Below are 11,737 nucleotides of genomic sequence, written 5' to 3'. Positions count from 1 at the left end.
TCTCGTCACGCCGGAAGCCGCATCCCGCCACATCATTGCCGCTCTTGCCCGCAATACGGGCGAGACCATCTTTCCGTGGCCCTTTCGGATATTACGTATGATCGATCGCCTCACCCCAAGCGTTATCAGGAGTGCGATCATGTCCCGCGTCACGGCAGACCAGAAACCACGCTAGTCTTCTTACTTCAGACCCGCCTCATAACAGGCATTCTGAAAACCACCCTTTTCGAAACATCTTATCCATCCTGAGGTACAGCGCGTTTTGTCCCTGATGAACAAAAAGGAAGCCTGCTGATCATGGAAGAGATCGTCGTCGCCGATATCGGCGGAACCCATGCACGTTTCAGCATTGCGACAGTGCGTCAGGGACGCGTCTGCTCACTTGATACACCGATGATTCTGAATGTGGCGGACCATGACACGCTGGAGAGCGCATGGAATCATTTCCGCCAGAATCTGGGACGTCCTCTTCCCCGCCGGGCGGCTCTGGCGGTTGCAGCGCCTGTCCAGACCGAGATCCTGACGATGGCGAACAATCCCTGGGTCATCGTGCGAGCAGAGTTGGGCGGACATCTGGCCGTCGACAATCCACTTTTGCTGAACGATTTTGAAGCCGTCGCTCACGCGGTAGCCCACCTTGACCATGGCCATCAACCCTACCTGTGTGGACCAGACCATCCGCTTCCCGAGAATGGAACCATCCTCACAATTGGACCGGGGACGGGACTCGGCACGGCCAGCATCATCCGAAATGGAACAGAAACCCTCGTACGCGGTGCCGAGGGCGGCCACATCGGTTTCAGCCCCTGCGACGATTTTGAAGACCGCCTGCTTGATCGTCTGCGCGCCATCTATGGCCGTGTTTCGGCCGAGCGCGTGATTTCAGGCCCGGCGATCATTCACATCTGCGGGCTTGTGGCCGACGATATGGGCGAAGTGAATCGTAATCTGGATGATAAACAGCTCTGGACACTGGCTCTCGAAGGTCATGATCAGGTTGCCATGCAGGGAATGGTCCGTTTCTGCCGACTACTGGGATCATTTGCTGGCGACATGGCTCTTGCACATGGCGCTACGGGCGTTGTCATCGCCGGAGGGTTGGGGAAACGCCTGATGAGCGTCCTGCCTCGCTCGGACTTCTTTCATCGTTTTATCGAAAAAGGTCGCTTTGAAACGCTGATGCGTAAAATTCCCGTCAGGATGATCCATTACCCGGAGCCGGGTCTGTTTGGAGCAGCGTCCGCCCTCGCCTGCCAGATGGCGCGGGAGTAACTGCCGCCCCTGACAGGCTAGGCACATAGAGAGTCTGGCCTGCATAGCCGTGCTTACGACAGGAAACACTGGCCGTCCTGTTTATGGAATAACGTTCTTCGTACTTTGCGAGAATCTGCTTGAGATGGCTTGTCGCTGATGGCTGAGACCAGAAAGCGAATAGCCCCAAACGTGTGCGGCCATTTTATAAAACATATTATTTTTTGGGGAATTAAAAGCACCTGGAGGTCCGGGCGGGAACAGGACGTTATTTCTTTTCATAGACTTAGGTGTGTAAAACTCATAAACGGAGCGTTTGCAAGTCGGGCAATCTTTCCAAAATTGTAAAACTTCCAACGCGATTCTCACCGCTGCGAATCGCCCCTCAAACACCCCCGCACCACCCCGGCACACGCCCCATCCCTGCCCTCCAGCGTCGCGCTCGGCCCGGAATACGTCACCCGCACGACGCGCCCCTCACGAAGCGACGCGGTTGCCCGGCATGTGCCATGGCCACCGATCGACAATTCCAGAGACAGCGGCCCCTTGAGATCGAGCGGCCCCTGCACCTGAGCGTCTTGCCGATACGTCAGAACCTCCTGCCCGTCGCGTTCCTCGTCCATGTCAGGCACGCCAGCGCAGGCGACGAGATCAGCGCGGGACAGGCCGAGCATGTCGTGGCGCGCGCGGGTTGGGATTGTGGTGCAGGCGGATAAAACGACAAGCGAAAGGGTGGCGGCTAGGCGCATTTTTCTCTGTCCTCTGGCGTCGGAATGTGAGATTCTGCGTTGGCTGCGGCAGCACGGAAGGACGCGCGGTCAGCAACAAAGACGATGCGGGGATGACCCAACTGCCGCATCTAGCCGGTATCGAACCCGGTCCACAGCAAACGGTTCGGGTCGCTACCGACAGAGACAAGCCGTGACGGAGCTGCCGCAGAGGGTGGAAGCTCCTCACCTGTAAAGCGTCGCTTTACACCCTCACCTGTCAAGCAATCCTTGACCGCTCAACCTGTAAGCCCGGCTTACAAGTTCGAACTATGTCGCTTTTGGAAATAGTTCACCCAAACGGATCACTCCGCCGCTTCGCCCGGAGCATTCCCCACGTCAGCAGGATAACCGAGGCTATCCCGCCTGCCGCGCCGACAAGGAGGGAGACCGGATCAAGCATCGCTCGCCGCCCGCATCTCTGTCACGAGATCATCCAACGCCTCACCTTTCGGGCTGACCCCGTGAATGTCCGAGAAATGCTGACGAGACACCAGCCCGTAAGCTTCATCACAGAACTGCCGCAGAAATCCCCACGACATACGACGCGGTCCACCCCATGTGTTGAGATAGAGCCAGTCGGCGTCATACCCATGCAGCCAGACAGCATGACCGCCCGCGATTGAGTTGTCCCGCTGTGGGTCGTAGTTCCAGTCGTCGTCCGTATCGCAGCACCATTGCGGCAGGGAGAGGCCGATATACGAGCCGCCGAGGAACGCAATCGCACGCTGGACAGACTGCCGGTTGCGCGGATCAATGGTGCCATAAGCCGTGAGGTATGACCGGCCCGGCTGCGATCCCGGCATTGCCAGCCCGAAGCGGCTCCAGTGATTCAGCACGTCCAGCTCGACAGCGCCCCGATCGGTGGCAGGCTGGTCCGGATCGAACGGCGGCGACGTGACGGCAGAGTAATTCGCCAGCACCTGGTCGTCAGTCAGCAGGATCGGAGCCTGAGCCGCACCGGTCCACGTCCGGATTGCCGACGCGACGGAAACCTGCGTGCAGCAGCCGAACCCACGACGGGGCATTCCATCCGGGCCAATATCGTCTCCATTTCTCCACATCGGCCAATCTACATTAGGGGCCCAGTTGACAGAGGCAGGGATGGTCGGGAGAAATCTTGAGAGGGGGATCGACATTTTGAATGTGCGCCGATCAATCTTGGCCGGGTTCTTCCCAAGAAATCTTGTTTTAGGAATACTCGTCAATTAATTCTCCTGTAATACATGTTTGTAAGTTTTTCCCGACCTCGCCGCATAGATAGTGGATACATCCACGTGGAATTTTTTAGCTAACGACGAGGCTTTTTCACTGGAGTTTCGTATTTCCACAACTTGGGTGTTTGTTAACCTTGCAGCATAATGCGTTTCAGAATGGCTTGGCCTTACAACATGAGACCCGCGAATATTCTTCCATCCCTCACCGTTTTTTATTCGTGTTATTGTTGTTAATGATACGTTGTAGGAGATGGCTATTTGTCGGCTAGATCTATAGTCATTTTTTATTGCGACAACATCCTCTTGTTCTAACACCGCTTTATGATGATATTGGCCGCGTTTAACTACATTGCGGTCCCACAATTCGCGGTCAGTTATGTTGTCCGACCTGCTCCCAGCAAGAATATGCTCTGGGTTTACGCACGACGGGTTGTTGCAAGAGTGGCGCGCCGTCTCGCAACGAAACAATGGGTATCCCGCCAAGGCCCGCGCTACTCGATGCGCTAAAGCGAGGCCACAATTTGTTGACTTAGCTTTTGCTATCCTAAATCGACCGTATCCAGTCCTTAATTTGCAACCCATCCAAACATGGCACTGCCCAAACACCACGCCTTCTGGGTGCATGGGTCCATCTATATCGACAAATCGCAAAAACCGCGCCTCAGCGGATGCTGAAACGATAGGAATATCAAACACGCTCGCGGTTTCGGGATTGTTGTAATTTTCTTGAATAGACGAGTTTGTGCTATCGGCACATTTAGCCTGATCCATCGGGGTTTGATCCTATGGTTTTGGTTAGGGCCGGGTGGAAGTTGGCGCTTCCTTCCGGCTCGCTTTCTTGATATCAGGAAATCACTATGAACACAATAAATGATACCAAGAAATCAGGTAAAGGGCGACCAAAGAGACCAACTACGCCAATTATGGTTCGCGTTGCGGATGACGAATTGGCGTTAATCGATGCGTGGATTTCGAAAAATGGAGCGCCCTACATCACAAGGCCAGAGGCTATCCGGAGATTGGTTTTTGAGACCCTGAAGAACGAATGATCTTTACCCCCGGCAGAGCGCGGGCCAGCGGAACGGACATGCGGAACGTGCGCGGATCGTGACGCGGAGCAAGTTTACCAAGGCGACGGGTCATCGGTCGTCCTCCACCACAAAAACCGATGGCCTGCGTTCTGCCTCTCGCAGTCGTCGCTGCAATGCAGCAGCATAATCGCGCCACCAGTCACGATCTCGGCGCAGTCGTCCGATCTCTGTTTCATCGGCGCGAATTTCACGCTCACATTTCTCAATAGCGACGGAGTAGATGGATTCAGGATCGAACATGGTCGGCATCAGCGGGTCCACGGGTAGAGAGCAAAAACGAGCGTCACGCAGACCCCGCCGGTCCAGAGACCGACGAGGAATGCGAGGATGGTGGAGACGATCACACGCCGAGAGCGGCCAGAGCCTGAGCCTCGGTCATGCCCGTGCTGGACCGGACGGCAGACACGCCGAGAAGCCCCTTGAACACTGAGATGATCGTGTTGAGCGCGGAGTCCGCGGTCTTGGCATCGGCCAGAACGGACGCAGACAGAGCAGACCCGGCACCAGAGATCGCGGCTTCAATCGCGCTCGCAACCGTGGACAGATCCGTCAGCACGCTATCGACGCGGGTTTTCCAATCGGTGTCGTTGTAGGTGATTGTCAGCGTGGACCCGGCAGCGGACGAGAACGCGTTGAGTGCGCCGGATAGCGCGACCTCTGCCGCCTCAATCGCCGGGACGTAGGCGGAAATGGCCGGGAACTGCGCCGAGAATGCAATGACAGCGGCGGCGGCGTTGAGACCTGCCTGCCCGTAGTTCTTGATCTTGGTCACGTCGAGGGTGATCGTGGTGACGCCGCTTGATGTGGACACGGTGCAGGCAGCAAGGGCTGCTCCGGCCAAACCGAGGGCAGACGAGCGCAGGAGATTGCGACGAGAGAGCATTGGCATTGTTCCATAAAAAAAGCCCGCACGATGGCGGGCTGTGTGGGGACTTTATCGGGATCTGCCGGTGGCTATCCGGCAGGCAGCGACGTGATAACTAAATGCCTGTTATGGCAACTTAGGAGATGCTGGAGACTTAAACAAAGGTCGGCTAGATAATTGCTCTGATAACTTATGTGACCATTTCTGCATTGGCCGCTCGACGATATGCCAACTGGCAATAGCGCATAGTGCAGACATTAAAAAATCAATAGTTCCAGCGCTTATTAAAGAGATAGTGGGGAAATAGAGAAATATTAATTTTTCTATCGGCCAAGCGTATAAATATACACCATATGAAATATCTGTTTTGTTATTTATTTTTGTTAAAATTCCTTTATTTACAAGAAAGCCAAATGACAAAATGGAATACGATCCAAATATAGAAAGCCCTATTTCAGCATATTTCCCTAGAAATAGAAACAAAATAGATATTGTTGACGATATAAAAAACAGTGTCCATGACCACGCTCTAAGCTTTGGTGCCACAGCCCATGCAGCGCCACACATAAAAACCATGCACAATCTGAAGAATGTGTTCAATTGCGCATAATGGCTTTGAGACAAAATATAAAAAGATATTAGGAAAATTATCAGTAAAAAAACGGCAGAAGACCTTTTGAATATACCAGATAGCCCTAGTAAAACAACAATCACATAACATGAAAATTCATAACTTAGTGACCACATCGCTCCATTCAATGATGGATATGGTTGTCCGTCAAAGACGTGCGGCAATATCGGCGCACGAAGCATAGGTATATTGATAATCTGTCGAACTACATGCCTGGGAAGTTCGGCTATTGGCGTCCCAGCGAGAGGACCAACGATAAGAAGGCAAAATATAAATGAGGCAATATAACCTGGATATATCCTAAATATCCTCTTTATAAAATATGATGAAATAGAAGATGATCTAATAAAGCTGGTTACTATAAAATATCCACTTATTATAAAAAATCCATCTACAGCAACTTCTCCAAATGATAAGCTTCCAAATATTGATGTTAGTATTTCTCTTGATCTATTCCCATCCTTTAGTTCTGGTGTATGTGAAACAATCACAAGGAAAGCAAAAAATAAACGCAAAAAACCGAAAGAATTTTTGTGTAACTTCGCCATGATTGCCTCTGCAATAATCTTAAATGAGCATTAGCACGGAGATACCGCCCATTAAAGATCGGTTCCTGCGTCTATTTCCTCCTCGAAATTTCTGTATCGCAGCATTGAATATCGCGCACGAGAATTTTCTAATTATTGCGTTAGGCTTTCGGCACTTTCCCCGGCCTAGTCTCATCGGGATGCAGGCCGAGTTTCGCAGCGACCTCGGCCCGCGGCGTATCTGCTGGAACCATGACCGCCTTCTTCCCCGGTTGATATGCTGCTACGTTCCAGCCCCGAGCCTGCCCGATCGCGGAAATGATCGTGTAGACGACTACCCAATGGCTGCCGGGATGAGGCGGTCGCCAGAACCTGAGCGTCAGGGCGCAGGACGCAATAGCGAACGAGACGAGCGCCACGAGGTCGCCCGCATACGGCTCAGGAAGTGCTGAGTAGAGCCACGTCAGGGCTTGTTGTGTCGGGTCCATTGCTGGCTCCAGTTTCGATAATGGATTTCGCCGTTGGCATGAAAGAAAAGAGGGCCGTAGCCCTCTTTTTATCCGCTCGTGATGGAAGCACCTGTATCAACGGCCCACGGATTGCTTTCAGCATCGGTGAACGTCGTCGCGCCTGCCGTCTCCTTGGTGAAGTCCGGGCTCCAGATCGCCGTGCCTGTTCCGTCATAGACCGTGGCGGAGTAGATCTTGCCTGCATTCTCGGCGAGGTGGCCCACGGCCATCTGATTAGGAGTGCCCGCGGGGTTGATAGAACCGTATTTACTCGCACTGCCATTAACCGGCGCGCAGGTCGTGTAGGTTTTGCCGCCATCCTGCGAGACATGAATGACGATACCCGATGCTGGGATCACGTTGCCCAACTTGTCAGTATAGCTATCCGTCAACGAGATATTTGCCACCGAGTGGAACGTAACGCGCCCGCTCAACGATGCGGGTAGTGTCGCAATCGAGTAGCAGTAAGCTTTGTTGTTATCGTAATACTGAACGATAACCTCTCCGCCAGTTCCGATCAGTAGGTTGAACTGACTGGTAAGTGTGGTAGCGCCCGATGTCGGATAGTTTCCGACCAGAAGGCTTAATGTTGATGCATTGACATAGGAATCCAGTTCGCAGTCAACAAAACATTCCACCACGCTTCCGGCAAGAGCCTTTGCCGTCCCGGTAGTCGCTGCGCCAGCACCTGTTGCAGTAGCAGCCAGATACGGCGTGATTTCGTTCAATGTGATCTCAATCGCTGATGGATCTGTCAGGCTGCCGTTGTTCGTTGAAGAGATTGTAACCTCTGCCGCCGACGCGCCAGTATATGTCACTTGAACCGGGACCGTGGAATCTGCCTTGAGTGTCGCAGTTGCCGGGGAGAACGTGCCACCAGCGCCACCGTCAGACAATGTGACGACTACATCAGCAGCCGGACCAGCATTGTTTGCTGCCAGCGTGATCGGAATAGCCGCACCCACAGACCCGGTAGCAGCGGCCTTGAGCGTATAGCTATCGGAGTTTTTCGGCGGGGTTCCGGTCACAGTGTTGGAATGGGCGCTTTCTCCGCCCCCTCCAACTGCCGTGGCATAGTACGAGCGCACAGAGCCCGTCGTGAGCAATGTATCCGTGAACGACGTTGCCGTGCCGGGAATTACATAGAGAGGCGCAGAATCATTCTCAGCATCGTAGATCCTGTAGACGCTGATAGCCGTGCTACCGATTGTCGCAGGAGGCGTAATGCCAACCGTCACACGCCCGGATGAATCCTGTCCCGGAGCTGCCAGGGTAGGCGCACCTGGCGCTGTGAATTCGACCGCAGTGTCGACAATGTCGCCTGCACCCCAGACGAACGTAAATGCACTCTGCGGTGCCAGCGTGGCGACAAACGATGTGCCAGTCTGACTATCAGTGATTGTCACTGCCCGGATAGTCGTCAGCGGGTTGAGAACAAACAAGATACGTGAGCCATCCGGGTTGAGAAACCCTACATTCTCCACATCAGTCGCAGAAACATTGTCATGCTGCCAATTTTCAGTGCCGGAAGGGGTTCCGACTGCGAACGAATTGGAACGCATGATCCGCGCGCCGCGCTGCACGTACTTCATCAGATGCGAGAACAGGTAATACTCAAGATTACGTGTGAGAGTGCCGGATTTATCATTCTGGACGGTGACCAGAGGACGACACTGCCACGTCCCTAGTATTTTCCCTTCGACAGGAGCGCCATTCTGATCCAGGAAAATGTTCCAGAGAACCAAGGCCTTCGCTCCTGCGCGCACAGAGGCAATGCAGAGATCGGCTGCGATGGTATTGAGCCAGGTGACGTTATTCGCACCGGTGAATGTGATCCACTCGGTATGGTACCAGTCTTTCCCCAGCAGACGCATAGTCGGCTGGGCCGTAACCACATTGCCGTTGTAACCATGGAGCGCCACGCCATCGACAGATGCGAGTGCCTGCGAACCCGCCGTGAGGGAGGCAGTATATGTTGCCACATCACCCCAATTACAGTCGCCTGCAAGAATTCCAACATCCGCAAACCCTGCATTGTCGAGCGCAGACCGTAGGACCACGTAGAACGATGCCAGAGCGTCTGCCGTCCAACCACAGGAAGGGTAAACCGCGCTGATACTCTGCGGTTCGTTCTGGCCCGTGACCTGAGAAAAATGAATTCCGCGCTTGGCGTACTCCTGCAGAATGAGGACGTGGTAGTTTGCGTAGGCCGTGTTGTTCGCAGCGTTGCTGACGAAGTTTCCGCCGATAAGCGATTTATTGGTCTTCAGATAGGCAGGCGGCGACCACGCAGCACCCAAAAACCAGATCCCCGGATTTTTCTGGAGGATTTTCTGCAGGATCGGGATGACGCACTGTTCGTCCATGGCGATCGAGAAATTCGACCAGCTACCATCTGTCGAAACGTCATCGTATGTCTGGTACGTCTGGTAGGTGTAATCAGAACTGCCGAAACAGACACGCAGGCAGTTCTGGCCGTTCGTGACAAAAACCTCTTCCAGCAGAGCATCAAGCTCGGCTTCGGTCAGGTAATTCATCAGGACATAGGCCGAGCTTGCCGTCAGCGCGCCGCCGGTTCCGATAAACTCTTGATACAGCGTCATCGGGTCGACAACGATCTGGTATCCCGGCACATCAACAAGAGACCCGGTTCCAGTCAGGGTCATCGGGGCCATAGGCGATGTGACGGCCATGTCCGTGCTGATGCCACGAGGCAGGAAATTGTCGCCACGGCTGAGGGTGGTGACTATTGTGTTCGTTCCGCTGCCACCTGTTTTAGAAGCGGCCTCAATAGCGGCAGCCGCCGTGGTCACGACCCCACCAACCGTAATTTTCTGACCAGCAATGTCTGTGCTGCTGGACGCATTACCCGCGACAACGAGGCCTGTGGTTTTGAGGTTTCCCTCCTCATCCACAGCGAGGTTATTTCCCTCAGACGGGACCATAACCCCGCCAAGCGTGGTGGCTGTCGCCGGCTCCAGTGTGAACGAAGATCCGCCGCTACCACCACTCCCTGCCGCCTGCTGGAGGGCGGTGTTGAGAGAGACCTGCTCACCCCCGAACGTGACCGGGTTGTCACCAATGTTCGTGCCGCTCGAACCAGCCACAACTAGGTCAGAGGTAGCCTTTTCAATGGCTGTGGAGACGTCGTCCCCGGTCGTGTATCCGCCAGACGTGATGGTCTGCGCGGCCTGCTCAGCAGAGGTCGCGGCTGTCTCAGCAGCAGAAACCGCCGACGTAATTGAGTCGACAGCGACCCGCGCGAAGCTTCCGCCACTGGTTCCGACGATTGCGTCCGCGCTTTCGAGAGAAACTGCCGGGAGATTGCTGAGAGATACGTCGGTCATGGGATCAGATAAGCTCCGGTATCGTCGGTGAGATAGATGCCGTTCAGGGCGAGTGCATTGGTCGGGATGAGGTTGTTCGGCGGGTCAGTCGCAGGCGTCGCCCGTGTGATTTTGATCTCGATCGGAACAGCCTTCGTGCGGCCCTCGGTGGTTTCGACCGTGACCACGACACGCTGTTTCGTACCGGGGCGACCTGACGCCAGCATGATGACGACGGTCTCGCCCTGGTAAACATCAGCCCACAGATCGGTGAGGTCGTATGTCAGGCCGGTCGTATCGGGGAATGTGACTGATACCGTCTCAATCGTGTCGCCCGTGTCAGCCAGCCATGCCGAGAAATCGACCGCATAGTCGAGAATGTCCGCGCTGGATTTCGCTGGGAACCGCGCCTTGCACTGGCAGGACGAACCGCTGAACATCGGGATGATCCCGCGTATCCGCAGTGCGTCCCACGTGGAGACACCACCGCATACGTCGGGCGATGCGTCCGCCGGGACAACGTAGGTCCGGGCTGCTGACGGAATGAGAGTGTCAGGCAGAGACATAGGCTTCATCCATCAGATTGAGGGCTAACGTCTGCCGGGCTCTGAGCCGGTTTAGCCAGCCGATGCCGAACGTCGTGAATCCGCTGAGGCGGCGGTAATACTGCTCCTGCAACTGGCCGAGATAGAGGATGTGCAGGGCGTTCTGAGCCACCGCACGCTGAGACAGAGCAGCGCGTGTCACGGGTCCGAATATCCCATCCGCCGGAACGGTCAGACGTAGCTGGATGAGCTTCATTCTCTCCCGGTCCAGCCATTTTGTCTGAGCATCCACGCTCGCTGCCTGAGCCGTGCCAATCTCTGCGAGAGAATAATCAGGACCAGCCATGACCGCATGATCGAACCCCATCAGATCGACGCCCGCGCTCAGGCTGTCTCCGTAAACCGTGTTCCAGAATCGGGTGCGATAGATCGCCGCAGCCGTTTCGCGGCCAAGGTCGCGCATGTCCGATGCGAGTAAGGGGCGGTCGAGCCACGACATCAGCGTGCGTGGCGTGATCCCCATGTTCGTGCCAATCAGCGGACCACCGCCGATCGTGCCGTAAAGATAGTTCCCGGCGTCATTGGGGTTGTTCTGAAATCCACCCTCCCAGTGGAGCGTGAAATCGAGGCATGGGGCAAAATTCGGGGCGGTCACAGCACAGCAAACCCGAAATGGTGCGCCACGACGCCACACGCCACACCAACACCCACGGAGATTCCGAGCGTCACGTAGGTCCGTAAGCTGCCAATCCGGTCCAGTTTGTCGTTGAACTGCGTGAAGCCGGTAGCGAGTTGTTTCTCAAGCTGTTCGGCGCGGGCTTTATTTTCAGCTGACAGGACGGAAACTTGGTTCGATAGCGATTGCTGGCCGTCTTCGAGTTGGTCCACGCGATGTCTGAGAATACCGATCTCGACATTGAGTGTTGGTGCTTGTGTCTCAGACATTCAGTGTTCCAGAAATGAAAAAACCCGCTCGGGGCGGGTCAGGAAGTGAGAAAAGTGGGCGAT

General features: G+C 54.9%; 13 protein-coding genes. 1 reads left to right on the top strand and 12 read right to left on the bottom strand.

The window, feature by feature from the left end; genetic code table 11:
- The first annotated feature begins 297 nt into the window (after nt 1-297).
- Nucleotides 298-1,272 (top strand): glucokinase, encoded by a 975-nt coding sequence (locus tag B3759_RS08130; protein ID WP_291365407.1) that lies wholly within the window; start codon nt 298-300, stop codon nt 1,270-1,272.
- 344 nt (nt 1,273-1,616) lie between these two features.
- Here the strand turns inward: B3759_RS08130 and B3759_RS08125 are convergent, their stop codons facing one another.
- From B3759_RS08125 to B3759_RS08070, 12 genes are all read right to left on the bottom strand, one after another.
- Nucleotides 1,617-2,000, bottom strand: coding sequence for a hypothetical protein (locus B3759_RS08125; protein ID WP_291365405.1), 384 nt, complete (start codon nt 1,998-2,000; stop codon nt 1,617-1,619).
- Between the two features lie 413 nt (nt 2,001-2,413).
- Entirely contained in the window at nt 2,414-3,226 is an 813-nt protein-coding gene (locus B3759_RS08120; protein ID WP_291365403.1) for a hypothetical protein, read from the bottom strand.
- The gene (locus tag B3759_RS08115) at nt 3,227-4,006 is read right to left on the bottom strand and encodes a hypothetical protein (RefSeq protein ID WP_291365401.1); all 780 of its coding nucleotides are present in this window, start codon (nt 4,004-4,006) and stop codon (nt 3,227-3,229) included.
- Between the two features lie 237 nt (nt 4,007-4,243).
- Nucleotides 4,244-4,378: a hypothetical protein gene (locus B3759_RS08110; protein WP_291365400.1), complete on the bottom strand. Its 135-nt coding sequence runs from the start codon at nt 4,376-4,378 to the stop codon at nt 4,244-4,246.
- Nucleotides 4,375-4,575 carry a hypothetical protein gene (locus tag B3759_RS08105; protein ID WP_291365398.1) on the bottom strand — a complete coding sequence of 67 codons (201 nt, stop codon included), beginning with the start codon at nt 4,573-4,575 and terminating at the stop codon, nt 4,375-4,377. The genes B3759_RS08110 and B3759_RS08105 overlap by 4 nt, the downstream gene beginning before the upstream one ends.
- Nucleotides 4,576-4,666: 91 nt before the next feature.
- Complete coding sequence (locus B3759_RS08100) at nt 4,667-5,209, bottom strand: hypothetical protein (protein WP_291365396.1); 543 nt, start codon at nt 5,207-5,209, stop codon at nt 4,667-4,669.
- 108 nt (nt 5,210-5,317) lie between these two features.
- Nucleotides 5,318-6,370, bottom strand: coding sequence for an acyltransferase family protein (locus tag B3759_RS08095; protein WP_291365394.1), 1,053 nt, complete (start codon nt 6,368-6,370; stop codon nt 5,318-5,320).
- 140 nt (nt 6,371-6,510) lie between these two features.
- Nucleotides 6,511-6,837: a hypothetical protein gene (locus B3759_RS08090; RefSeq protein ID WP_291365392.1), complete on the bottom strand. Its 327-nt coding sequence runs from the start codon at nt 6,835-6,837 to the stop codon at nt 6,511-6,513.
- A gap of 68 nt (nt 6,838-6,905) precedes the next feature.
- The gene (locus B3759_RS08085) at nt 6,906-10,205 is read right to left on the bottom strand and encodes a glycoside hydrolase family 30 beta sandwich domain-containing protein (protein WP_291365390.1); all 3,300 of its coding nucleotides are present in this window, start codon (nt 10,203-10,205) and stop codon (nt 6,906-6,908) included.
- On the bottom strand, nt 10,202-10,750 hold the full coding sequence (locus B3759_RS08080) for a hypothetical protein (RefSeq protein WP_291365389.1): 549 nt from the start codon (nt 10,748-10,750) through the stop codon (nt 10,202-10,204). The genes B3759_RS08085 and B3759_RS08080 overlap by 4 nt, the downstream gene beginning before the upstream one ends.
- Nucleotides 10,737-11,384, bottom strand: a complete 648-nt coding sequence (locus tag B3759_RS08075; protein WP_291365386.1) for a glycoside hydrolase family 108 protein — start codon at nt 11,382-11,384, stop codon at nt 10,737-10,739. The genes B3759_RS08080 and B3759_RS08075 overlap by 14 nt, the downstream gene beginning before the upstream one ends.
- Complete coding sequence (locus B3759_RS08070; protein WP_291365384.1) at nt 11,381-11,674, bottom strand: hypothetical protein; 294 nt, start codon at nt 11,672-11,674, stop codon at nt 11,381-11,383. Before B3759_RS08070 ends, B3759_RS08075 begins: the two co-directional genes overlap by 4 nt.
- Between the last annotated feature and the right edge of the window lie 63 nt (nt 11,675-11,737).

The sequence above is a fragment of the Acetobacter sp. UBA5411 genome (assembly GCF_002409645.1).
Lineage (GTDB): Bacteria > Pseudomonadota > Alphaproteobacteria > Acetobacterales > Acetobacteraceae > Acetobacter.
Note: the sequence above shows the minus strand (reverse complement) of the source record. Positions and strands in the feature narration are given on the sequence as shown.